We start from the raw sequence: 24,882 nt of genomic DNA, 5'->3' as shown, positions 1-24,882 counted from the left end.
ACCCGAATGGCGGGACGCTCCGGCTGATTTATAAATCTATCGGCTTATTTTAAGAATGATTTTGTCGTATTTTGTATGATTCTGTAGATGTCATTATACATTAACATGGAACACGCTATTTTTGAAAACGTTTTCCAAGACCGGTTTCCGCTTCGGACAGGCTTGCAATAGAGGAGGAATGTTATGAAAGATATGGTCAGAGAGCGCCTTGAAAAAGAGGAACTGGCTTCACTTTTACAAGATTGGGTCGAGCATTACCGACCGTTTTCCGTCAATGGAAAAAGCGCAAATTATATACCCGCCCTCGGAGAAATCAACGACTCTCAGCTGGGCATTTGCATATTAGAGCCGGATGGCTCAATGATTCATGCCGGTGAATGGAATGTCCCGTTCACATTGCAGAGCATCTCAAAAGTCATCAGCTTTATTGCCGCCTGCATGAACAGAGGCATTTCTTACGTGCTGGATCGTGTGGACGTGGAACCGACGGGTGATGCGTTTAATTCTATCATCCGGCTTGAAATCCATAAACCCGGGAAGCCCTTCAACCCGATGATCAATGCCGGCGCCATTACCGTCGCCTCGCTGCTTCCGGGTGAAACGGCGCATGATAAATTAGAATATCTCTTTTCCGTTTTTGAAAAATTAATAGGAAAACGCCCACACATTCACGAGGAGGTCTTCCGTTCTGAATGGCAGACCGCGCATCGGAACCGAGCGCTCGCCTACTATTTAAAAGAAACGAACTTTCTCGAGGCGGATGTGGAAGAAACGCTTGAAGTGTATTTAAAGCAGTGCGCCATGGAGGGTACAACCGAGGACATCGCTTTAATCGGATTGATACTTGCGCATGACGGATACCATCCGATCCGACGGGAACAGGTCATTCCGAAAGATGTCGCGAAACTCGCCAAAGCCCTGATGCTGACGTGCGGAATGTACAATGCGTCAGGCAAATATGCGGCTTTCGTCGGCGTCCCGGCCAAAAGCGGGGTATCCGGCGGCATTATGGCATTGGTTCCCCCAAGCGCCAGAAGAGAACAGCCTTTTCATAACGGCTGCGGCATCGGCATTTACGGTCCGGCCATTGATGAATACGGCAACAGCCTGACCGGCGGCATGCTGCTGAAACATATCGCACAGGAGTGGGAGCTCAGTATTTTTTAATCAAACGAACCAAGAGGTGATTGGATGCAGGAATTCCTTGAAAATGTAATCGGCTCGGCAAATGATTTTTTATGGTCAAAACTGTTAATCGTACTGCTTCTTTCTCTGGGACTGTTTTTTACGTTCAGATCAAAGGGTCTGCAAGTCCGCATGCTGAAGGAAATGATCCGGGTTTTGAAGGAAGGCGCGGCCGCCCGGACAAAAAACAGCATTTCCCCGTTTCAGGCATTTTGCATCAGTATGGCGGCGCGTGTCGGAACCGGGAATATTACCGGAATCGCCATTGCGATCGCACTCGGCGGTCCGGGCGCTATTTTCTGGATGTGGATTATCGCAGTCATCGGTTCGGCTTCAAGCTTTGTTGAAAGCACGCTGGCCCAAATTTATAAAGTAAAAGATCAAAACGGATTCCGCGGGGGCCCGGCCTATTACATGGAAAAGGGCCTGAAGAAACGCTGGATGGGCGCGCTGTTCGCCGTATTAATCACACTGTCATTCGGGGTTGTTTTTAATTCCGTTCAATCCAATACAATCAGCGTCGCCTTTCAAAACGCATTCGGCACCAGCCGGCTTACATTGGGCATTATTTTAATCGTGGTTTTCGGCGGCGTAATCTTCGGCGGCGTCAAACGAATTGCGAAAATGGCGGAATACATCGTAGTCGTCTTGGCCGTTTTATATATCGGTGTCGCTTTCTTTGTCATTCTGACGAACATCACCCAATTGCCCGGCGTTCTGTCGCTAATCGTAAAAAATGCGTTCGGCATTGATCAGGCAGCGGGCGGCGCTTTAGGTGCGGCCTTGATGCAAGGTGTAAGACGCGGGATTTTCTCAAATGAAGCGGGTATGGGAAGCGCTCCGAACGCGGCGGCGACAGCTACAACGAGCCACCCGGTGAAACAGGGGCTCATTCAGGCATTCGGCGTCCTGACGGATACGCTCGTCATTTGTACAAGCACGGCGCTTATCATTTTATTTTCAGACGCGTATCACCAGCCGGGACTGAGCGGCATCGCGCTTTCTCAGGCCGCCTTGAGCGATCATGTCGGCGCATGGGCTTCAGGTTTCCTTGCCGTCTTAATGCTTTTGTTCGGCTTCAGCGCTCTGATGGGCAACTATTATTACGGAGAAACCAATATCGGATTTTTAAGCCAGAACAAAAAATGGCTGTTCATTTACCGCATCTGCGTGCTCGGAATGGTACTGTTCGGCTGTATTTCCAAAGTCCAGCTTGTGTGGGATATGGCTGACTTGTTCATGGGCTTAATGGTGGTCGTGAACTTAATCGCGATTTTCCTTCTGTCGAAAAAAGCGTTTGCCGCTTTGAGCGATTATGCCCGGCAAAAGAAAGCCGGAAAGGACCCCGTCTTTTACAGAGATGTGCTCCCTGATGATGACGGGATCGACTGCTGGGAGTATTCAGACATCGCGAAAAGTGCGAAAGGCAAACACATTTCCTAAACAAAAGGTGTTCGGGCAGCGTCCTGAACACCTTTTTTCTGCCGGTTCATTGACAAAGAGAATAGCATCCATTACCCTTTTTATATATTTTCAGTAAAGTCAGAAAGGAAGGCCTATGAATCCCATTACACAAATATTAAATGAATACCCGGTTATGATCATAGACGGCGCGATGGCAACCGAGCTTGAGCGGATGGGCTGTGATTTACATGACGATCTGTGGTCGGCCAAAATTCTTTTGGAGAGGCCAGAACTGATCAAACAGGTGCATGCAGAATATTTTGCCGCCGGCGCTGATTGCGCGATCACCGCCAGTTATCAATCGACAATTGAAGGATTTGCAGCGCGCGGCATCCCGGAAACCGATGCGATACGTCTCATTCAGACATCTGTTGAACTTGCCGCACAAGCACGCGATGAATTTTGGGCGCATGAAGAAAACCGTTTACACCGGCCCAAACCTTTGGTCGCCGCTTCTATCGGGCCTTACGGCGCGAGCCTCGCTGACGGCTCAGAATATCGCGGGCATTACGGACTGACGGAGGATGAGCTGATCAGCTTTCACCGCCCCCGGATGAAAGCCCTTATAGAATCCGGCGCCGATCTTTTGGCCTGTGAGACCATTCCGTGTCTGTCAGAAGCAAAAGCGATCACAAGGCTGCTGGAGGAATTCCCCGGCACTTATGCATGGATCAGCTTCAGCGCCAAAGACGGACGGCATATCAGCGAAGGCACGCCAATTTCCGAATGCGCGGCCCTGCTTGACTCCTGCAGCCAAATCGCAGCGATCGGCATCAACTGCACACCGATTGAACATATTCCGCCGCTGATAGAAGAAATCAAACGGGCAGCATCCAAACCGATTATCGCCTATCCGAACTCCGGCGAACAATATGACCCAGTGACAAAAACCTGGAAAGGCGCAGCGTGCGAAAACAATTTCGGAAAAAGCGCGCAAGGCTGGTACGAAAACGGCGTGAGCCTGATCGGCGGCTGCTGCCGGACGAAACCCGCGGACATTCAGGCCATTGCCGATTGGGCCAAGACCTTAAAAACAACTTGACTAATCGGAATAGTTTGTATATTCTATTCAAAAAGCCGGTTCGCCGGAATCTCGTGCCGTTCGCCGGCATGAGATTTTTTATTAGGACGGCCCTCGCAGAAAGTTGGAAAACAATGAACAACAAGAACGAGACGAATTTTCAGAGAAGTATGAAAAGCAGACACCTCTTTATGCTATCACTTGGAGGTGTGATCGGAACGGGGCTGTTTTTAAGCTCTGGGTATACCATTCATCAGGCGGGTCCGGCGGGCACCATTTTCGCTTACCTTTTGGGCGCGGGCATCGTCTATCTTGTCATGCTTTGCCTTGGTGAACTGTCAGTGGCCATGCCGGTGACGGGCGCATTCCACACCTATGCGAAAACCTATATCGGGCCCGCGACGGGCTTTACGGTAGCATGGCTGTACTGGCTGACGTGGGCGGTGGCGCTGGGCTCTGAATTCACGGCGGCCGGGCTTTTCATGCAGCGTTGGTTCCCGCATACTTCAGTTTGGATGTGGAGTGCGGTATTCGCTCTTTTCATCTTTTTATTAAACGCCTTCTCCGTGAAATTTTTTGCTGAATCGGAGTTTTGGTTCTCAAGCATTAAAGTCTTAGCCATCTTACTGTTTATTTTATTGGGCGGAGCGGCGATGTTCGGCATCGTCCCGATGAAAAGCGGTGAGGCCGCACCTATGCTGTCGAACTTTACGGATGGCGGCAGCCTTTTTCCAAATGGCTTTTTCCCGATACTGATGACGATGCTTTCAGTAAACTTTGCTTTTTCAGGGACGGAATTGATCGGAATCGCCGCAGGGGAAAGCGCCGATCCGGAAAAAACCGTTCCGCGCGCCATTAAGACCACAGTCTGGCGGCTGGCGCTTTTCTTTATAGGAACGATTTTTGTGCTGTCAGGGATGGTCTCCATCAAGGAAGCCGGTGTGATTGAAAGCCCGTTCGTCACGGTATTTGACAGAGTCGGCGTGCCTTATGCGGCCGATCTGATGAATTTCGTCATTTTAACGGCGCTTCTGTCTGCGGCCAATTCAGGGCTGTACGCGTCATCACGTATGCTGTGGTCCCTGTCTAAAGAAGGGGAGCTTCATCCCGCCTTTGCCAGGCTGACCTCTAAAGGCATTCCTTTTAACGCTCTGATCTTCAGTATGATCGGCGGCATTCTGTCGTTGTTGTCAAGCGTATTTGCAGCGGATACAGTCTATCTTGTTCTCGTCTCCGTCTCAGGATTTGCGGTAGTGGCTGTGTGGATGAGCATCGCCGCATCGCAATTTTTGTTCCGAAGACGGTTTCTTACAGAAGGGCACCAGCTTTCAGACTTGAAATACAGGACGCCGGGATATCCGGCCGTACCGATAGCGGCCTTTCTCCTGTGCCTCGCCTCCTGTATCGGCATCGCTTTTGATCCGAACCAGGCCATCGCCCTTTATTGCGGAATTGCATTTATGGCCGTTTGCTACACCGCTTATTACTTGAAAAACCGGAAAAGCAGAGCCCGCGTGCAAGCCGTAAAATCCCAATAACCAAAAAAAGAACCCTGCAGCGCAAGGGTTCTTTTTTCATTTATACTTCAACCACCCATCTGAACGAATCCCGCACCTTCCCGACTTGGATGCCGGCAATCGTTTCATAGAGCCTTTCTGACACTTCACCGATCAAACCGTTATTCAGTTCAATCGTTTCTCCGTGAATGTGCAGCGCGCCGACCGGCGAGATGACGGCCGCGGTTCCCGTACCGAATACCTCTGACACCTCGCCTCTCATCGCAGCCTCATAGATGTCATCAATGGCGACCTGTTCTTCCCTGACGCGGATGCCCCAGCTTTTTAACAGCTCTATCACAGATGCGCGTGTGATGCCCCCGAGAATGCTTCCGTTTAACGCCGGCGTTACGGCCTCTCCGTTTATGATGAAAAAGATATTCATACTCCCTACCTCTTCGGCATATTTCTTTTCCACCCCGTCGAGCCAAAGCACCTGATCATACCCCAGTTCTTCGGCTTTCCGCTGAGCCTGTAAGCTGGCCGCATAATTTCCGGACGTTTTGACGTCGCCCACTCCGCCGGTGACGGCACGCACATACTCATCCTCCACATAAATACGGATCGGTTTCAGCTGATCGCCGTAGTACGAACCGACAGGCGTCAGAACTACCATGAACTTGTAACGCTTTGACGGCCGGACGCCTAAAGAAGGCTCAGTCGCAATTACAAACGGACGGATATATAAAGAGGTTCCTTTTTCTATCGGTATCCATTCCTGCTCCAGCTCCACCAATTGTATCAATGCCTCCAGCGCCAGCTTCTCGTCAAGAGGCGGCATGCTCATCCGCCGTAACGATTTATTCAGCCGTTTTATATTTTGGTCAGGACGGAACATCAATACCCGGCCGTCTTCTGACCTGTAAGCCTTCAGCCCTTCAAATACGGCCTGCCCGTAATGGAAAACCGATGCGGAAGGATCCAGATGGACCGGTTCATAAGGGGTGATTCTCGGATCATGCCACCCTCTCTCCTCTTCGTAATCCATGACAAACATGTAATCTGTGAAGTACTTGCCAAACCCCAATGAAGCGGAGTCCGGTTTTTCTTTTCTTGCTGTGACCTTACGTCTTTCAATCAGTTGATTCAACAAAAGCACACCTTTCTTGTAATTGTTAAAATTTTCAGTCTTTTATAAGCTGCCTGTTTTCTCTGCCTGAATCGTGTATGCACAGATATATGAGGATGCAGTTGACCGTATCATATCAAATATACCACTTATAAGAGGATAATTATCAAAATTTTTTATATTTTCAATCGAAAATCTAACTTTATTTTATTCTGCTTCATTTTTTTCAATGAGGACTTTCTGTCATATTAAATGATTACGCTTACATAATGTAAAGCAATCCTTTCTTTCGCACAGTCAATCATGTGACAAATTTATGGCGAATAGGAAGGTGGTTGCCGACTGCTTCACGAATTACGTAAGAAATGCGCAAGTAAAAGGGGGATTCGCTTGAAAAAATTTATCGCATTCCAGATTTTGATCGCTTTAGCCATCGGAGCATTGATCGGCCACTTCTTCCCGGATTTCGGGATGGCGCTGCGGCCCGTCGGAGACGGATTTATCCGCCTGATTAAAATGATTGTCGTGCCGATCGTGTTTTCGACCATTGTTATCGGAGCCGCCGGCAGCGGCAGTATGAAAAAGATGGGCAGTCTCGGCATCAAAACGATTATTTGGTTTGAAGTGATTACGACGCTTGTTCTGGCGCTCGGTCTGTTATTGGCGAACGTGCTGAAGCCGGGAGTCGGACTTAACCTCTCTCATCTTGCTAAAAAAGATATTCACGAGCTTTCCGGCTATACGGAAAAAGTAGTCGACCTGAAACAAATGCTTCTTGATATTATCCCCGTTAACATTATTGACGTCATGGCGAAAAACGATCTTCTCGCCGTCATTTTTTTCGCGATTTTATTCGGTGTTGCCGCAGCCGGCATCGGCAAAGCCTCCGCACCTGTCATGAGTTTCTTCGAATCCACGGCAAATATTATGTTCAAGCTGACGCAAATGGTAATGGTCACCGCTCCGATCGGCGTTCTCGCCCTGATGGCCGCCTCTGTCGGGCAATTCGGAATCGCGCTTTTGCTTCCGATGCTGAAGCTGATCGGCACTGTGTTCCTCGGGCTGTTCCTGATACTCTTCGTTCTGTTTCCGATCGTGGGGCTTATCTTTAAAATCAAATACTTTGAAGTGCTGAAAATGATTTGGGACCTGTTTTTGATCGCTTTCTCCACGACAAGCACAGAAACCATTCTGCCTCAGCTGATGGATCGGATGGAGAAATACGGCTGTCCGAAGCGGGTCGTCTCCTTTGTGGTTCCGTCAGGTTTATCGCTGAACTGTGACGGCTCAAGCCTCTATTTATCGGTGTCCTGTATTTTCCTGGCGCAGGCGTTTCATGTGGAAATGCCGCTTTCTCAGCAGCTTCTGATGATGCTTGTCCTCGTCATGACAAGCAAAGGCATTGCCGCCGTCCCGTCAGGCTCACTCGTCGTGCTTCTGGCGACAGCGAATGCCGTCGGTCTCCCCGCGGAAGGCGTCGCCATCATTGCCGGTGTCGACCGCGTCATGGACATGGCGAGAACCGGCGTCAACGTGCCCGGCCATGCGGTCGCCTGCATCGTCGTGTCCAAGTGGGAAAAAGCATTCAAATATAAAGGACCCGTCACGGCAGACCAGACCGCCCGGACAGAAAGTATGTAAACACAAAAAAGACCACCTTATTGGTGGTCTTTTCTTTAATCAATCGCCGCATGATCCTCTTTTTCAATCAAAGCAAGGCGTTCATTGATTTCTTCCTGAGTCATATCGTGCTCTTTCACATACATGTTGCGTTCGTTCGTACGGCATTCGTGACTGCAGCTGCGCATGTATTTGTATTCATTCTCAGGTGTGCAGATCATTTTTTTATTACATGCCGGATTTGCACAGTTCACATAACGCTCGCACGGCTCGCCCGTGAAATAGTCTTTTCCGATGATAACGTGCTCTACGCGGTTGACCGGTACGCTGATTCTTTCGTCAAACACGTAGCACTGTCCGTCCCACATTTGCCCTTTCACTTCAGGATCTTTACCGTAAGTGACGATACCGCCGTCAAGCTGGGACACGTCTTCAAAGCCCTTCTTCAGCAGCCAGCCGGAAAATTTTTCACAGCGTACGCCGCCTGTGCAGTACGTGAGGATTTTTTTGCCTTCAAGCATGTCTTTGTGCTCTTCAATCCAGTCCGGCAGCTCACGGAACGCCTCAATATCAGGTCTGACCGCTCCGCGGAAATGACCGAGGTCATACTCATAGTCGTTTCTGGCGTCGATCACGATCGTGTCAGGATCCTGCATTTGCTCATAAAAATCTTTCGGTTTCAAATGCTTGCCCGTCGTGACATTCGGATCAACATCATCTTCGAGACGAAGCGTCACCAATTCTTTTTTATGGCGCACAAACATTTTGCGGAATGCATGTCCGTCAGCCTCGTCAATTTTGATCGGCATGTCGGCAAAGCGCGGATCAGCTTTCAGCGCATTCATGTATTGTTCCGTCTGTTCAACCGTTCCGGACACCGTACCGTTAATGCCTTCTTCAGAAATCAAAATACGGCCTAACAGACCGAGCTCCTTACAAAACTTCAAATGCTGAGCCGTGAACTCTTCAGGCTCATCAATCTTTACATATTTATAATAAAGTAAAACTCTATATTGTTTTTCCATGATTTATACACCCTGTTCAATTAAATTAATGATCGCACACTCTACTATATCATACAGGAAAACGGGCGAAAGATGAACATTTCCGTCCGGACTCTTTCTTCCAGTCACGCTTCGCCTTTTAAAACCTGCTGAAAATAAAACCGATACGTGTTGCGCAAAAAGGTCTCAAGCGAAAGGCCGGCCGCGGTCTGATACTTGCCGATAATAAACGGAAAACGGTCACGGCCTTTTGCCCGCAAAAGATAGGCGCTGTCTTCAGCCAGTTCTGAGATGAGCGCCTCAACGACAGGCCGGCATGCGTCCCGCACGGCTTCAAGAATTTGCTGATCCCCTGTATGCTGGTACTGCTCTATCAGCTTTGCCAAATCCTTTTCTTCCATAATATTCACTTCCTTACACCATATAAAAAAGAGGAGCAGCTTTTATAAAGCGGACGCCTCCTCCTGTGACTCCGCATAACCGATGATCTGGCCGACCTGTAATTCACGGCCTTCAGTCAGGTTATCCGAAGGGGTAAACATATCTTTCTCGAATACTAAAATAACGGTCGATCCAAATGAAAAATAGCCCAGCTCTTCCCCCGTCTCAAGCCTGTTTCCGGTGTTTGTCTGAACGATCGAGTTAATATTCATCGCACCTACCGGAATCATGAGCATCTGCTGGTCAGCACGGGTCAGCTCGTACACATAACGGTAATTTTTTGAGAGCACATCTTTCCCGTACTTTAACCCCATCGTATTAACGGGATAGGAGCGTTTCCCCAGCTCGGCCAGCTTCTGATACGTGCAGCTGACGGGAGAATGGAAGCGGTGGTAATGTCTCGGGCTCAGGTAAAGCACGGCAAAACACCCGCCGTTATACTTGTGATCGGCGCTTTTAAACCCCGTCAGTTCGGCGAACGAATAATCCTTCCCTTTTACCATGAAAGTTTGATTGGGTTTAATCATGCCCACCGTCTGAACGACGCCGTCCACCGGGCTGACGATGGCGTTCTTCTCTTTTGCCACGGGGCGGAGATTCAAATTAATATCACGAATGAAAAATGACGCCAGTGAATCAAAGTCAGAAGCCGTGCGCTCCGTTTCATTCCAGTTGATGCGATAGTGTTTGGAAAACAGCGGAATCATCGGCTTGCTCAGTTTCGATTCACAGAAGTTTTTAATGAGATAAGACGTCAATCGATTATTAGTCAGTTCAATCAATGAACGGTAAAGAACTTTAGCGGCAGTATTAAACATTGATTACTCCTATGAATTTTCCTATAGTAATAAAAATAAAACACCATAAAAACGCTCCGATGGCGGCGAAGCATAAGTAGGTTTTGAATTCCATTCTGCCGATTCCGGAAAAGTAGCAGGTCACGTGTCTGATGCCGGGGATGAAATAACCTAAAATAATGGTGTACGGCCCGTACTTCTTCATCCACCTGTCTACTTTCTCCATCCTCTTTTCCTTCAGGCCGACCCATTTCCCGAACTTATTAATAAACGGCCGGCCGGCTTTTCTGCCGATGAAGTAGCTGATAATCATCCCAAGGAGCGCTCCGATAAAGCTGATCAGAATGGAGAGCCCGTAATTCAGCACGTTTAAATGAGCGAAGTAGCCTACAAGCGTCATCATGACTTCATCCGGAATAGGCAATCCGATAATACCGAGTGTCAGCATAAGAAAAATCGCGATATATCCGTAATCGGATATTAATTGCTGAACTAATTCCATCTTCTGCTCTCCAGGTTTTCAGGCGCCTGTTTTTTAAAGTGCGGAAATTTAATGTTGCTGACCATTAAATAACCGAGCGCGATCGTTCCCGCCCCCAGAAGAAAAGCGTTATTGATAAAGCTCAAAATGACAAGACACATACCCGCAAACGGAATCGGCATCCCGATAAACGTCGGCAGCTTGCTTTGTTCAATATTAAATCTGGAAAGACGGATCATCCCGCAGATACTGTAGGAAAGCGCGATTAAAATTCCGATGAACGGAATCGTATATAGTGAAACACTGTAAGCGAGCATGGACGGCGCAACGCCGAACGTCACGAGATCAGCAAAAGAGTCAAGCTCCCTTCCCATCTCCGATACCGCGTTCAGCTTACGGGCGGCCAAACCATCAAAGAAATCAAGAAACATCCCGGTGAAAATAAAAATCACCGCAGAGTGTATATTATGATACAAAAGGGAATGAATCGATAAGAGCCCGCAAATAAAATTTCCAATTGTAATCATACTAGGTATATAATTCACAGTTTACACAAACCTCCAATTAAAACCATATCAAATCGGACTGCGTATGCATAAAGGCTCCATTTTACGGAAACATAAAATGAAATTCTTTCAATGCTATCATTCAAATTCTTTTATTATACAGCATTTGGTGTTATTTGAACAATCTAATCTGGTGATTTTTGTTTTTTCGCCGTTCATATTAAGGTAAGCAATCATGGTTTCCTCTATTCCGGATTACCCTGCTTAAATATTCCATGCCGCGATCCGGATTGTCCGTTCTTGATGAATGAAAAGCCGTATGATGTATTGTTATTTCCTTCTCCGTGAAATGAGAACATTACATATAACGATTGCGGACATAAAAAGTTTCATGAATTAAAAAGCCGGCACAAAACGGCCTCATACATTATCTCACAACCCCGTTTTCCAGTATATAGTCTGTCCAAACAAAAAAGGCGCCTTACCATTACGGTAAAAACGCCTTTTAAGATCATTTTATGTAATTGATAAATGACTGAGTGCTTCGGCCGCTCTTTCTCTGGCCTCTTCAACGGTCTCAGCTGCAGAAAGCGCAACCGCCATACGGCGTCCTACTTTCGTGACGGGTTTACCGAATACGCGGACCTGAGTGCTTTTTACCGCCAAAGCCTTCTCCAAACCTTCAACCGCATAATCAGCAAGCTCTTTTGGCGCCTTCAGCGGACGGCTTGCCCCCGGCGACAGCTGAGTGATTTCCGGAATCGGGAATCCCAATACCGCGCGGACATGCAGCGCAAACTCTGACAAATTTTGCGTTACAAGCGTAACGAGCCCCGTATCATGCGGACGGGGGGACACCTCGCTGAAATATACTTTATCTTCAGTAAGGAAAAGCTCCACCCCGAACAAACCGTATCCGCCGAGCTCGTCCGTTATGCTTTTCGCAATGTGTTTCGCCTCTTTGATCTGCTGTTCCGTCATATGATGAGGCTGCCATGATTCAATATAGTCACCGTCTTTTTGTTCATGTCCGATCGGCGCGCAAAAGGACGTACCGTTCGCCGCGCGCACTGTCAGAAGAGTGATTTCTGATTCAAACGGAATGAATTCCTCAACGATGACCCGGCCGTTTTTCACCCGGCCGCCTTCCATCGCCATGTCCCAGCAGCTTTTCAGCCCGGAAGCCGAGCGGCACACGCTTTGCCCTTTTCCGGAAGAGCTCATCAGCGGTTTTACCACGCACGGAAAGCCGATTGTTTCCGCCGCTTCTTTAAATTCTTCATATGTATTCGCGAATTCATAGCCGGCAGTCGGAAGATGAAGCGTCTCTGCCGCAAGCCGTCTGATGCCTTCACGGTCCATCGTCAGCTTTGCCGCACGCGCATTCGGAATGACGTGAAAACCTTCTTCCTCAAGCTTCAGCAGCTCATCCGTCGCAATGGCTTCCACTTCCGGCACGATCAAGTCCGGTTTTTCTTTCTCAATGACTTCTCTGACCTGCGCTTTATCAAGCATATCAATCACATAGCTTTTGTGCGCGGCCTGCATGGCGGGAGCATGCTCATAGCTGTCAACGGCTACAGTGACAACCCCGAGCCGCTGCGCTTCAATGACGACTTCTTTCCCCAGCTCGCCTGATCCTAATAACAACATCTTCTTCGCCTGATACATGTCCTTTGGCTCCTCCCTTTCTATACCCCACTCATTATAACGGAAATATTCAAAAAATAAAGACAAGATAGATAACAAGCTCTATCCTGTCTTTTGCGCTGATTCGAGCGATTCAATCGCCGCTGACACATCCTTCTCGCGATATTGCCCCATTAAGCATAACGATTCTTCCGCCCGGCAGGCGTGAGAAGCAATGCAGCGCTTGGCTTCCTCATGGTTGTCAAGGATGCCGAGATCACAGAGACTGACGGGGAAACCGAGCCGGCGGTAAAACGGAAGCAGCTCTTCAATCTCAGGTCTCCGATTCTCAAGCGCGAGCTGCACCAATATGCCGTAAGCAACCTTCTGGCCATGCAGCACCTGATGTGTCTCCTGAAGAAAACTGAGTCCGTTGTGGACCGCATGCGCCCCTGCCATCCTGCACAAACGGCCGCCATACCCGCCGACCGTCCCCGCAAGCATAATGATCGTTTCCGCCGTATGGATGAACGGCACGGACAGCTCGCCTTTCTCCATGCTTCCGACGGCCGCTTCACTGTAACGCAATAACAGATTACGGATATATTCCGCCTGTCTCAGCCCCGCCTGCGCCATCAGCGGCGCCGCCTCCTCCGTATTTCTGATGACCGCCTCGGCCTCATACCATTTCGCCAGCGTATCACCGATCCCGCTTTTCATATATTCAATGGGAGAGGAAAGCAAAAACAGCGGATCAACAAGCGTCAAATAGCTTGAACGCTTATGATAATCAACTCTGATAAAATTGCCGCTCTCATCATATATGACACTCAACGGCGTACTTGCCGCACACGTCCCCGCAATGGAAGGAACCATCACAGCTTCAATATCAAGCCGGTCTGCCGCCGCTTTTGCCAAATCCAAAATCGTGCCGCCTCCGATACCGATGATCACATCCGCGTCTTCCGCCTGCTCACAGACCTTACGCACCGCCTCAGGTGAACAGTATCCTTTATGCTGAATCACATCCCAGGAAGAACCGCCGCTGTAATCGGAGAACGCCTGATAGGATTTGATTCCGGTCACAATAACGGGTTTTCTGAATGTCTCCAGCAGCCCCGGAAGTTCTTTTGCGATTCCTTCCTTGCATATGTACTGATTCGGGCCGCTTCGGACGATATCTTCAGGCTTCATTCGAATCTCTCCTTTGGCTGGAATTTATATATATTTTCCCACTTGTCAGAAAATACATCAACCGGAGGTGCTTAGCGCTTCGCTTCTTCCGCCTCCAAAAACAGCTCATCAAGCCGCTCCAAAGCCTCTGCCTTTTCAAAACTGCTGAACCACAGATCATCATAAGAATCAAGGATGCGGTAATGGTGGGAAATCAAATGCTGCTGCAAGCGGAACTCGCCTTTTTTCTCGATGGCTTTCCACCACACCTTGCCGCCCATCGTCTTCCCCTTCGGCCTGTCAATTGTGCGGTGAGCAACCGTTTCAATGACCTCCAGCGGATCATCTCCTAATACGGATTGCAGTGTTTCACTTGATCTGAAAAGCGCGCAAACCGCCACAACGTGCGGCCATTCCGCAAGCGCCCGCCCTTTCTCAATCTGCACCAGCGACTTTTTAGAAAGACCGATCACATCCGCCATTTTCTCCTGTGTGTAGCCTCTCTCCGACCGGATTTTCTTCAGCTGGACTGAGACAAGCTCAGTCATATAATCTTGATCCATCTCAACCTCCATATTTATCAATATAGCCATTTTACACCGCGGCACGCCTTTTTTATATCAGAACATTTTCAAACGAATCAAAAGAACCCTGGATTGGCTTATCATTGAAGCGATGTACCTTTCCGCATAATCCAGAATGATGCGGTGAAATACAAACGCACGCCCGAAGAGACAGGTGCGGGCTCCCTGGCGGTTGAGCTCCGGAGAAAATAAAAAGCTGCCGCAGCTGCAGCAGCTAAAACTTTATAGACCGGAAGATCAGCATTATGAAGCGAATACAATCCATCTTGCACTATAATTGACACGTTTTTTCGAACCCTGATTGACCATTTTAAATCTGTATGAATCTCCTTTTTTTAACGAAGGTGTTTCAAAATAAGTCGTTCCATTTTTCTTTGCATTGGCGGTTTTGATTGTTTTCCAGGCACCTTTGCCGTTGACTTGCTTTTGGACGTATATTTTATACGTGCCCTTCCCTTTACTGTTGGATTTAAAAGTCACAGCTCTCAAGGTGTACTTTTTTGTCGTTTTAGTGAATTTAGGGTGATATGTATTGATCACATAGTTAGTGAAATACCCGCTTTTATAAGTATGAAGCCAGTCTTTAGCCTCTGCTTTTTGCGGAGAAGAAAAACCCATAAAACCAATTCCGCTGATTAAAAGAGTAAAAATAATGATGAGCGACTTAAAAATCTTTTTGCTTTTCATCGAGAAAATCCTTCCTTCCTGTAACTATTTACCCTATTTATGTTAATGACAATATAGCCAATCATAAATCCGTCCAACTAACCATTTTGACTGCAGGAAGAGATGTGAACAGCCCTTAAAATGACTATATGACTACTACTTATGATTCTTGTCATTTTTGATTAAGTGATAAAGTTACTTTAAACCACTATTCATTTTGTTGTTTTTGTATCAATTGTCATAGCGAGGTCTTTTCCTATCAATGCCTCTCTTTCGGCGTTTGTTCTGCTGCTGTAATGGGGCTCTCCTTGGATAAACCCCTGCACCCATGACAAACTGTCATACGTTTGCCACCTATGAATGAACGCACAATACACATAATGGAGGGATTGCAATGGACGAAATGGTCCTGGAAACACAACAATGGCTGAATGAGACGTACAAAGGCAGACACGGGTACAACAAAGTGCCGGAAAACGGAAAAACGGGCTGGGATACCATTTACGGTCTGACACGGGCGCTTCAAATTGAGCTTGGTATTTCAGAACCTGCCGATAACTTCGGACCGACGACACAAAGATTGTTTAAGCCGTTGAAAAAGCAGGCTCCCGATTCTAAGCCGACAAACATGAATTACATTCTGCAAGGGGCGCTGTGGTGTAAAGGTTTTAACCCCGGCGGATTTTCAGGCGTTTTCTATGAAAATACCGAAAGCGCTGTAAAAGAGTTTCAAAAAGCGGCCGGGCTCACTAAGCAAGACGGCATCGTCACGGCACTCATTATGAAAGCCTTGCTGGATATGAGCGCTTTTCGATTAGTAGCGGGAGGCGACAAAAGAATCCGCCAAATCCAGCAGAACCTGAACCGGGATTACAATGACTACATCGGCTTGATGCCTTGTGACGGCTTATATGCCCGCGATACAAACAAGGCTCTCATTTATGCCCTGCAAAAAGAAGAAGGCATGAGCACAAGCGTCGCCAATGGATTTTTCGGAAACGGGACGACCAGCTTATGCCCTACCTTGACTCCCGGCGATTCACGGACAGGCTTTGTTTTGATTGTCCAATACGCGCTTTACTGTAATGGGGAAGCGTTTGATCCCGGTGAATTCGACGGAAAATACGGCGTCGGAGTTGTATCGGCAGTGAAAGCTTTTCAAAAGTTTATGTGCCTGCCGCAGACCGGTTATGCGGACATGCCGACGATTAAAGCTTTATTATCAAGCTCAGGCGACACAACGCGGGCTGCTTCAACTTGTGACACCGCTGCCATTTTGACGGCAGATACGGCTAAAACTTTGCGTGAGAATGGCTATAAGATCGTGGGAAGATATCTGACCGGGAATGTGCGGACAAGCAGCGGACTGACATCGAAAGCGTTAACGTCAAAAGAACTTTCCACGATTTTCAATGCCGGCTTAAGCGTGTTTCCGATTTATCAGGACGGCGGCTATGAATCTTCTTATTTTGTAAAAGATCAAGGAACGAGAGATGCGTACAGCGCTGCATCAGCCGCCCGAAGATTAGGTTTTCCGTCAGGAACGACCATTTACTTTGCGGTCGATTTCGATGCGTATGATTATGAAGTCACGGATAAAATCATTCCTTACTTCCAAGAAATCAAGTCAGCTTTTATGAAAATGCAGGCGTTCTCAACTGCGCCGAAATATGAAATCGGGGTATACGGACCGAGAAACATTTGTATCCGGACATCAGAAGCAGGTCTGACCAAATATAGCTTTACAGCTAACATGTCGACCGGATTCAGCGGCAACCTCGGATACCCGATGCCGAAAAACTGGGCTTTTGATCAATTTTATGAAGGAACGATCGGAAGCGGAGCGGGAAAAGTCGCCATTGACAAAGACGGATACTCCGGAAAAGACTCGGGTGTAAGCAGCGTCCATCCGCCTTCTGATCCTGTGTATGATGCAAGACTGCGCACACTGACGGATATTTTAACAACCATTCCTGCTTTAGAAAATATATCGAATCTTGCGAATGCCATGTTTGAATTCGACAAGACAGAAACCATTTATGCATCACCTGAAATGGATATTCTTTTATCTACTTCACTTTTGGCAACAGTGCCAAGCGAAGGTTCTCCCAACACAGTTACCATTACAAATGGCAAACCGGGAGCCTATATTACCGGTCTGATGGGAGATTCACAAGTCTCTTTTACAGCATCACAAATTGATTCCTATCAAAACCTGCTTAACAGTCTGAGCTTGTCAGTCCGCAACGGTTATTTAGAAGTGTATGTCAATCCGGCTGCAGGATCGCTGAATATTCAATTTAAAATTTATACACCTGATATTCCGGTCGGTGACAGTGCTACAACTGGACTAACAACTACCATTACATTTAAAATAAAACAAAAGAGCTTCAGGTTGCCGGATTCCGAAGAGGTGTACTCCCCGGATTGGGATTCTGTCGTGAATACCATGGCTATTGCAGGCGCAGGAATTATTGTTATTGTAGGGATCGGTGCTTTAGTCGTTTTAGCACCTGAATTAGGAGGAGCTGCAGCCTTGTTCAGCACGGTTTTATCACTATTTCTATAATTGAACAGGCAGCTCCTTGCTCCAGGAATGCTCAATGAGTATTCTTGGAGTTATTTCTAAAGGAGGATTCGCATGAAGATTGATATGCAGACATACAAGGAAACCGTTCAAAAAATAGAAACCGATTTGATTCCGCGAAGTCAAAATGACAAAGAACTGCTTACATACTTAATGAAACAAGATTCGCTCACACTGAATCAAATGAAAATGTGTTTCACTGAACCGCCCCTCACCTTCCAACATACTGTCAAAATCGTATGTACAGTTACATTCATCACGTTATATATCTTTTTTTTCAGCACTCATTTTAATGATTTGATTGAAATGGCTCTGCAGATGGTTTTCGGCCTGGCCGGCCTTGTTTGGATTATTGCTGTATTTCCGTTTTCAAGAAAAATCCAAGTGTCTGACCGTTTCAGACAAAAATCTGAAAACACCCGTATCACCGGAATGATAGACTTTGTCCTCGAACAACGATACAAAGACATGATCAGTTAAAAACCCCTCTGCTTAAGGGGTTTTTTTATTATGCAATCCCTTCACCCCCCTTATCAAAAAGGCTCTTCCCCTTTGGAAATAACCGGAACACCCAATTTCGTTTTCAATATAATGAGGTAGTGGATCTGCAAAGAAAGAAGGGCGACATGATGGGTATCATTAATGGCAAAATGTTCATTGACCGATTAAATCAGCTTGGAAATGAGATTTGGCTTGATGGTGAAAAGATCGAGGGACAGATTTCTGAACATCCCGCATTTAAGGGCCTTCTGGAAACGAAGCGCTCTCTTTATGATTTGCAAACGAAACCGGATATGAAAGATCAAATGACTTACAGTCTCCCCGGTAAAAAAGAACGGGCCGGGCTTTCATACCTGCAGCCGAAAACGAAAGAAGACGTAAAAAGAAGAAGAAACATGTTCGAACATTGGGCCAGACACACGCACGGAATGATGGGACGAAGCCCGGATTATATGAATACCGTGCTGATGAGCTTCGCCTCCTCCGCCGCGCTTTTGAAAGACCGCGATCATTGTTTTCCGGAACATGTTCAAGCGCTGTACGAACGCGCTGCTGCACAGGATCTTTCTTTTACGCACACGTTTATCACCCCTCAGGTGAATCGTTCACAAATGGGTGTAAACGTATCGCCGACACCTATCTCGGCAAAAGTCGTCGATAAAAATGAAAAAGGCCTCATCATACACGGCGCCCGGATTTTAGCCACACAAGGCGGCCTGACGGATGAAGTGCTCGTGGTTTCTCTGCCTAAAATGTATTTTGAATCGGATGAAGCGTTCGCTTTTTCAATCCCTTCCAATACAAAGGGAGTAAAATTCATCTGCAGGGAATCTTTCGTACTCGGAAAATCATCGTTTGATTATCCGCTCAGCTCAAGATATGAAGAAATGGATTCTATCGTTGTATTTGATCACGTTTTGGTCCCTTGGGAACGCGTATTTTTTTATAATAATTACGAGGCGGCTTTTGATTTTAATATGAAAAGCTCTTTTAACGCCTTCGCATTTCATCAAGTTATCACGAGACAAATTGTAAAGACGGAGTTTCTCCTGGGCCTCGCCCAAACGCTTGTCGAAGCGATAGATGTGGGCGAATATCAGCATATTCAGGCTAAGATGGCTGAAATCATCACCGGTCTGGAAACGATGAAAGCCCTTTTGGAAAAGTCGGAGAATGATGCGGAAACAGATGAATGGGGTTATATGCGTCCGAGTGTCACTCCGCTTCGTGTGGTCAGCGCGATTTTCCCCGACATCTACCCGCGCTTCACGGAAATCATTCAGCTGATCGGGGCAAGCGGAATGGTGACTTTGCCGACTGAAAAAGCGTTCCGTTCTGACATCAGAGGAGACCTTGACCAATATTTGCAGGCGGCCGAATTGAACGCTGAGGACCGGGTAAAAGTGTTCCGCCTCGCATGGGATTTGACCATGAGCCCCTTCGGAACAAGACAGACACAATATGAGCGGTACTTCTTCGGTGACCCCGTCCGCTTAACCAGCCATCTGTACAGAAGCTATCCGAAAGAAGAACAGACCGCGGTCATCAAGGAATTCCTGCACATTCATAAATAAAACAAAGCAGAGAGCGCATCTCTGCTTATGATAGCTGGATCGGCTGCCGCCGATCCTATTTTTTATTTTGGCTGATCACCACCATCGTAATATGCGATAACGCGAAAGAGACAAGCGTATACACAACGGCCCACCCGATAAACGAGAAATTCAATACGGTAAAGGTGCATATAAGGCAAACGGCCAAAGCGGCAGCCGGCATAATGAACGCGTTTTTAAACAGGTACGTTCCGGCGACTGACAAGATGATGATACAAAGCGGCAGAACACCGAACGCAAAATCCAATTCATCAATCAACAGATGCACTCCCTTCGCTTTTCTTAGTCCGGCCTAACACATCTTATGCCTGAGTACAAAATCGAGTACTTCAAATCTTTCGCGCTCCGGCTGATTTTCCCTCCGGTTATTTATTCAAAAAAATGAAAACTTTCCTTAAAGCGTTTACATTCACGTCAGACTGTGATAATTTAAGAAAGCGCTATCATACACAAGTTAATGATTTTTGGATGGAGATGAGGAGAACCAGGAAACCCCGCCCTTTCACAAGGGTGATTTCTGGTTCTTTTTGTCATTTTCAAGGAAAGGAGTCATACATACATCATGATAGACGTTCAGCAAAGGGGAGGATATGATGTTTCAATTGTTTAAGCCGGCTCCGCATATTGAGAGATTGGATGATTCAAAGACGGATGCGGCCTATAAACGGCTCAGGCTGCAAGTATTTTTGGGGATTTTCATCGGGTATGCCGGGTATTATTTGCTTCGCAAAAACTTTGCCTTCGCTATCCCTTATTTTCAGGAACAAGGTTTTTCAAAAGGGGAACTTGGCTTGGTGCTTGCGGCCGTATCAATCGCTTACGGCTTCAGTAAATTTATTATGGGGATGGTGTCTGACCGCTGCAACCCGAGGTATTTCCTTGCGACGGGTCTGTTTTTGTCAGGTGTCGTAAACATTTTATTTGTTTCCATGCCGTGGGTCACGTCAAGCGTGACGATTATGTTTATTTTTATGTTTATTAACGGATGGTTTCAAGGAATGGGCTGGCCGCCTTGCGGACGGACGATGGCTCATTGGTTTTCCATCAGTGAACGCGGTACGAAAATGTCGATATGGAATGTCGCCCATAACATAGGCGGAGGTATTCTCGCCCCGCTCGTGACTCTCGGCATCGCCATGTTTGTTACTTGGAAAAGCGTGTTTTTCTTTCCGGCGATTATCGCCATCGTCATTTCATTTGTGATTGTTCTTCTCGTACGGGACACGCCGCAATCCTGCGGGCTTCCGCCGATTGAAGAATACCGGAATGACTATCCGAAACATGCGTTCAAAGACCAGGAAAAAGAGATGACGACCAAAGAAATTCTTTTCAAATACGTGCTGAATAATAAGTTTCTGTGGTATATCGCATTTGCCAATGTGTTTGTTTATTTTGTGCGGTACGGTGTCGTTGACTGGGCGCCGACTTATTTGACGGAAGCGAAAGGGTTCTCTCCTGAAGATTCCAGATGGTCTTATTTCCTTTATGAATATGCGGGAATTCCGGGAACGATTTTGTGCGGCTGGATCAGCGACCGGTTTTTCAAAAGCCGCCGCGCGCCGGCAGGCGTACTGTTCATGGCCGGCGTATTTATCGCTGTATTGGTCTACTGGCTTAACCCTGCCGGTCATCCGCTCATCGATAATATCGCGCTGATCAGCATCGGCTTCTTAATCTATGGACCTGTCATGCTGATCGGGCTTCAGGCCATTGACCTTGCGCCTAAAAAAGCGGCGGGAACGGCAGCCGGCTTAACCGGGTTTTTCGGCTACATCGGAGGCTCTGCTTTCGCCAACGCCATCATGGGTTATGTCGTAGACCGCTTTGACTGGAACGGCGGCTTTATCATGCTTATCTCCTCATGCGTGCTGTCCATCGTCTTCTTGGCTATGACGTGGAATACGGGCAAGCGGGCGGAGCATGTGTAAGAAAACAACATAAAAGATTAATATTTTTGCAGTACAGCATTTACAACGATTTTCTACACTAGAGACAGATATTGATTTTTAAGGGGGAAGAAAACATGCGGAAACATAAATTGTTTGCTTTGGTATTGCTTTCATTCGGTTTATTGTCATTCATCGTCACGCCTGTATCGGCAGCGGGAAAAGGAAACCTCTTGTCTCCTGACAGAATTTTGACCATTGCCCATCGCGGTGCTTCGGGGTATGTCCCGGAGCACACGATCCTTTCTTATGAAACTGCGCAAAAAATGAAGGCTGACTATATTGAGCTGGATTTACAAATGACAAAAGACGGCAAGCTGATCGTCATGCATGATGAAAAACTGGACCGCACCACAAACGGACAAGGCTGGGTGAAGGATCATACATTAGCCGAGATTCAAAAGCTCGACGCCGGCTCTTGGTTCAATAAGGCCTATCCGGAAAAAGCAAAACCGCAATACGCCGGACTTCGCGTTCCCACACTTGATGACGTGTTAAAACGGTTCGGCAGACATGCAAACTATTATATTGAAACAAAGGCGCCCGAAACATATCCGGGTATGGAAGAAAAACTGATCGCTTCACTGAAAAAATACAAATTGGCAGGTAAGCATGCGAAACTTGGACAAGTTATCATTCAGTCTTTCAGCAGGGACAGCCTTCTGAAAATCAAACAGCTCGATCCGAAACTTCCCGCCGTCCAATTGCTTGAAGCGGAACAGATGACGTCAATGACTGACGCAGATTTAACGGACATTAAAACATATGCCGTCGGAATCGGACCGGATTACAAAGCGCTGAACGCTCAAAATGTCCGAAACATTCGCAGCCACGGCCTTCTGCTTCATCCTTACACCGTAAACAGCGAGGCGGACATGCGCCGTCTGCTGAATTGGGGCGTAACCGGTGTGTTTACCAACTATGCGGATATATTCCAAAAGGTTAAAAAAGAATACAAATCATAAAGCCAGCATGGGTTCGGGGATGATGCCGAACCCATTTTTTTTGCCCAATAATGCAAACGCCATCATGGGTTATGTAGCGGGCGGAGCATATTATTAAAAGGCTGAGACTCACCTTAATTATAAAAAGGTATCACTGTAATGATGAATTACTTGTGATACCTTTTTAAACAAAGGAATATAATTATTTATTTCTATTATCTAGTTTCTTTCTTATACTATTTGTAATAGACGATAATACAAGTGATACTAAACCATAGACAACCACCCATCCCCAGAAGGATAGATTAAAAACAGTGAACATTAATATGACTGAAACAACTATACTGACAAGCGGCATTATATAGACTTTTTTGAAAATATAAGTGAATATAATCGATAAGACGATAATAGAAAGTGGTAAAATACCAAAAGCAAGATCTAGCTCATCCATTATTATTCTCCTTTGTGAATTTAATTTCCCTTTAAATATACTCACTCAGCTGTCTAGCGATTTAAAAAATGTATCTAATCACTCCAAACTTCTTTGTTTTTCTTAATCATAAAAAAGTCATATTCAGAAACATGGGTATTGTTAATAATTTTTTCAAGTCCTCTGATAGGAGTAGATTTTAATTTTTTTCCGTTTTTATAAGAGTAAGAATTAATCACATATTTCCCACCCTTGCTTATTTCTAACAAGAAAATTTTAGACTCGTCAAAATAAGTGAATTTTGCTTGGTTTTCAAATTTTGTCGACCTATTTAACGGGATTTTTTTTCCCGGCTTCATACTTTTCAGATCGAAAGTATAAAGTATTGAATTAGCTGCCAAATGATATAAAGTGTCATTTTTCACAAAAAAGTTATTAGTGGAAAGAGGAATTGCCAGTTGAGAAATTTCATCAGGGATATGATAACTGCCTAAAGGATATGCCCCTTTAAACTTTTTATGCTTTAAATCAATTTCTGCTACTTTGAATTGTACTTTGTTTGATTTATCCGTTTGGTTATATAGTATAAAAAAGGCTGAGCTTTTTTTAACTATTATTTGTGAATAAACACTCCAATTTTCTTCATTTAATATAGGAATTGTTGTTCCTTTCCCTACTGTAACTTTATCTTTATCTATTTTAACACCCTGAAAAGTCGGTGTTTTGATTGAAGAATCTTCATTTATCACGTAAATATATTCACCGTCATTACCAGTACTTGTATAGAAACCCGGAATAATCTTCTCATGAAATCCACTGCCGTTACCCCATCTAATTAAACTATTATAATGGTTTTCACCGACTCCTTGATTATTCAAAAAATAAAAGATATTTTCTTTTATTAAATGGCCTGATGATTGCCCATAACTTGTATGTACTTGATGTTGCATCGGGAATTTTTTAAAGTTATCGCCTATCATATAAACTTCTTTTTTGTCCTGTCTAACTATGTTTTTTTCATCTTGTGCAATGGTTCCAACCTCAATAGCATCTCCTTTTACAGCTGTTGCTGCTCCTTTTTCATCAATGTATACAGTATAACTCCCATCTTTAGGATAATCTATTGTAGCTGAATAATATATAGCTGCAATTTTATCATTCAAGAAATACTTTTCCTTTTCTTTTTCAGTTTGTTTAACATTAGAAACTGAATTAGTATATTTAAAAGTTCCAATACATATAAATATACCTATTAATACTATGACCGCAATTATAATAAGCCACTTAATCTTGTTCAAATATAATCTCTCTCCTTAAAATAATATGACTCCCTAAATAAACTTAGGGAGTGAAATAATTCATCTAAATGTTTTAATAGTTTTTGTATAATTGGAATCTCTGATGTCTCTTGGATAGACGCCCAGTCATAATTTTCGCGTTTTCATACTTATTACCTCCTGCTATTTATTTATTCTCCTATATTTTAATTTATTATACAATTATTGTAATCTCAACTTACGTACTGTATTTATTCTATGGTTAATTATTTGTTTTGTCTCTAAAACTTTGACTTTGGAGTACAGGAAAAAGATGAAGCATGAAGAAGAAGAAACATAAAAGATTAATAGTTGCCCAACATATCTTTTACATTCATTGTTTAATATG

At 45.8% G+C, this 24,882-nt stretch carries 23 protein-coding genes; 10 read left to right on the top strand and 13 right to left on the bottom strand.

Going from position 1 to position 24,882, the window contains the following annotated elements:
- Positions 1-183: 183 nt before the first annotated feature.
- The 4 genes from ACKTRM_RS01400 (at position 184) to ACKTRM_RS01385 (ending at position 5,208) form a co-directional block, all read left to right on the top strand.
- Positions 184-1,167 carry a glutaminase gene (locus tag ACKTRM_RS01400; RefSeq protein ID WP_007409011.1) on the top strand — a complete coding sequence of 328 codons (984 nt, stop codon included), beginning with the start codon at positions 184-186 and terminating at the stop codon, positions 1,165-1,167.
- A gap of 24 nt (positions 1,168-1,191) precedes the next feature.
- A complete protein-coding gene (locus ACKTRM_RS01395) occupies positions 1,192-2,628 on the top strand; it encodes an alanine/glycine:cation symporter family protein (RefSeq protein ID WP_011996258.1) in 1,437 nt (478 codons plus the stop codon).
- A gap of 115 nt (positions 2,629-2,743) precedes the next feature.
- Positions 2,744-3,691 carry a homocysteine S-methyltransferase gene (gene mmuM, locus ACKTRM_RS01390; protein ID WP_011996257.1) on the top strand — a complete coding sequence of 316 codons (948 nt, stop codon included), beginning with the start codon at positions 2,744-2,746 and terminating at the stop codon, positions 3,689-3,691.
- Positions 3,692-3,804: 113 nt separating this feature from the next.
- Complete coding sequence (locus tag ACKTRM_RS01385; RefSeq protein WP_011996256.1) at positions 3,805-5,208, top strand: amino acid permease; 1,404 nt, start codon at positions 3,805-3,807, stop codon at positions 5,206-5,208.
- A 40-nt stretch (positions 5,209-5,248) separates the two neighbouring features.
- Here the strand turns inward: ACKTRM_RS01385 and ACKTRM_RS01380 are convergent, their stop codons facing one another.
- Positions 5,249-6,316: a branched-chain amino acid aminotransferase gene (locus ACKTRM_RS01380; protein ID WP_015416722.1), complete on the bottom strand. Its 1,068-nt coding sequence runs from the start codon at positions 6,314-6,316 to the stop codon at positions 5,249-5,251.
- 369 nt (positions 6,317-6,685) lie between these two features.
- On the opposite strand from ACKTRM_RS01380, the gene gltP reads away from it, so the two are divergent.
- Positions 6,686-7,936: a glutamate-aspartate/proton symporter GltP gene (gltP, locus tag ACKTRM_RS01375; RefSeq protein ID WP_007409006.1), complete on the top strand. Its 1,251-nt coding sequence runs from the start codon at positions 6,686-6,688 to the stop codon at positions 7,934-7,936.
- Between the two features lie 35 nt (positions 7,937-7,971).
- On the opposite strand, the gene trhO is transcribed toward gltP, so the two are convergent.
- The 9 genes from trhO to ACKTRM_RS01330 all read right to left on the bottom strand — a co-directional run bounded on the left by trhO (position 7,972) and on the right by ACKTRM_RS01330 (position 15,217).
- Positions 7,972-8,940, bottom strand: coding sequence for an oxygen-dependent tRNA uridine(34) hydroxylase TrhO (trhO, locus tag ACKTRM_RS01370; protein WP_011996254.1), 969 nt, complete (start codon positions 8,938-8,940; stop codon positions 7,972-7,974).
- 104 nt (positions 8,941-9,044) lie between these two features.
- Positions 9,045-9,320: a hypothetical protein gene (locus ACKTRM_RS01365; RefSeq protein ID WP_023356685.1), complete on the bottom strand. Its 276-nt coding sequence runs from the start codon at positions 9,318-9,320 to the stop codon at positions 9,045-9,047.
- 42 nt (positions 9,321-9,362) lie between these two features.
- Entirely contained in the window at positions 9,363-10,178 is an 816-nt protein-coding gene (locus ACKTRM_RS01360; RefSeq protein WP_007409003.1) for a phosphatidylserine decarboxylase, read from the bottom strand.
- Positions 10,171-10,659, bottom strand: coding sequence for a DedA family protein (locus ACKTRM_RS01355; protein WP_003156711.1), 489 nt, complete (start codon positions 10,657-10,659; stop codon positions 10,171-10,173). The genes ACKTRM_RS01360 and ACKTRM_RS01355 overlap by 8 nt, the downstream gene beginning before the upstream one ends.
- Positions 10,650-11,183, bottom strand: coding sequence for a CDP-diacylglycerol--serine O-phosphatidyltransferase (gene pssA / locus ACKTRM_RS01350; RefSeq protein ID WP_007409002.1), 534 nt, complete (start codon positions 11,181-11,183; stop codon positions 10,650-10,652). The genes ACKTRM_RS01355 and pssA overlap by 10 nt, the downstream gene beginning before the upstream one ends.
- 477 nt (positions 11,184-11,660) lie before the next feature.
- Positions 11,661-12,815 carry a phosphoribosylglycinamide formyltransferase 2 gene (gene purT / locus ACKTRM_RS01345; protein ID WP_011996252.1) on the bottom strand — a complete coding sequence of 385 codons (1,155 nt, stop codon included), beginning with the start codon at positions 12,813-12,815 and terminating at the stop codon, positions 11,661-11,663.
- A gap of 81 nt (positions 12,816-12,896) precedes the next feature.
- Positions 12,897-13,967: an iron-containing alcohol dehydrogenase family protein gene (locus ACKTRM_RS01340; protein WP_011996251.1), complete on the bottom strand. Its 1,071-nt coding sequence runs from the start codon at positions 13,965-13,967 to the stop codon at positions 12,897-12,899.
- 71 nt (positions 13,968-14,038) lie between these two features.
- Positions 14,039-14,509: a helix-turn-helix transcriptional regulator gene (locus tag ACKTRM_RS01335; RefSeq protein WP_003156718.1), complete on the bottom strand. Its 471-nt coding sequence runs from the start codon at positions 14,507-14,509 to the stop codon at positions 14,039-14,041.
- Between the two features lie 264 nt (positions 14,510-14,773).
- Positions 14,774-15,217 (bottom strand): Ser-Thr-rich GPI-anchored membrane family protein, encoded by a 444-nt coding sequence (locus ACKTRM_RS01330; protein ID WP_007408999.1) that lies wholly within the window; start codon positions 15,215-15,217, stop codon positions 14,774-14,776.
- A gap of 373 nt (positions 15,218-15,590) precedes the next feature.
- Between ACKTRM_RS01330 and ACKTRM_RS01325 the strand changes: the two genes are divergently transcribed.
- From ACKTRM_RS01325 to hpaB, 3 genes are all read left to right on the top strand, one after another.
- Entirely contained in the window at positions 15,591-17,765 is a 2,175-nt protein-coding gene (locus tag ACKTRM_RS01325; RefSeq protein WP_023356681.1) for a glycoside hydrolase domain-containing protein, read from the top strand.
- A gap of 72 nt (positions 17,766-17,837) precedes the next feature.
- A complete protein-coding gene (locus ACKTRM_RS01320; RefSeq protein ID WP_023356680.1) occupies positions 17,838-18,263 on the top strand; it encodes a hypothetical protein in 426 nt (141 codons plus the stop codon).
- Positions 18,264-18,412: 149 nt separating this feature from the next.
- Positions 18,413-19,858 (top strand): 4-hydroxyphenylacetate 3-monooxygenase, oxygenase component, encoded by a 1,446-nt coding sequence (hpaB, locus tag ACKTRM_RS01315; protein WP_025284162.1) that lies wholly within the window; start codon positions 18,413-18,415, stop codon positions 19,856-19,858.
- A gap of 55 nt (positions 19,859-19,913) precedes the next feature.
- Here hpaB and ACKTRM_RS01310 read toward each other — a convergent pair whose 3' ends face one another.
- Positions 19,914-20,156 (bottom strand): DUF2651 family protein, encoded by a 243-nt coding sequence (locus ACKTRM_RS01310; protein WP_007408994.1) that lies wholly within the window; start codon positions 20,154-20,156, stop codon positions 19,914-19,916.
- A gap of 334 nt (positions 20,157-20,490) precedes the next feature.
- Here ACKTRM_RS01310 and glpT point away from each other — a divergent pair, with 334 nt between their 5' ends.
- Together glpT and ACKTRM_RS01300 are read left to right on the top strand one after the other, a co-directional pair.
- Positions 20,491-21,825: a glycerol-3-phosphate transporter gene (glpT, locus tag ACKTRM_RS01305; RefSeq protein ID WP_003156725.1), complete on the top strand. Its 1,335-nt coding sequence runs from the start codon at positions 20,491-20,493 to the stop codon at positions 21,823-21,825.
- 95 nt (positions 21,826-21,920) lie between these two features.
- Complete coding sequence (locus tag ACKTRM_RS01300; protein ID WP_007408993.1) at positions 21,921-22,808, top strand: glycerophosphodiester phosphodiesterase; 888 nt, start codon at positions 21,921-21,923, stop codon at positions 22,806-22,808.
- Positions 22,809-22,989: 181 nt separating this feature from the next.
- Here the strand turns inward: ACKTRM_RS01300 and ACKTRM_RS01295 are convergent, their stop codons facing one another.
- Positions 22,990-23,238 carry a DUF2651 family protein gene (locus ACKTRM_RS01295; RefSeq protein ID WP_041482172.1) on the bottom strand — a complete coding sequence of 83 codons (249 nt, stop codon included), beginning with the start codon at positions 23,236-23,238 and terminating at the stop codon, positions 22,990-22,992.
- 74 nt (positions 23,239-23,312) lie between these two features.
- Positions 23,313-24,515 carry a hypothetical protein gene (locus ACKTRM_RS01290; protein ID WP_011996247.1) on the bottom strand — a complete coding sequence of 401 codons (1,203 nt, stop codon included), beginning with the start codon at positions 24,513-24,515 and terminating at the stop codon, positions 23,313-23,315.
- Positions 24,516-24,882 lie beyond the last annotated feature (367 nt).

It is taken from the genome of Bacillus sp. D7-8, from assembly GCF_052055895.1.
Classification (GTDB): domain Bacteria; phylum Bacillota; class Bacilli; order Bacillales; family Bacillaceae; genus Bacillus; species Bacillus velezensis.
This window is presented reverse-complemented; position numbering and strand designations above follow the sequence as displayed.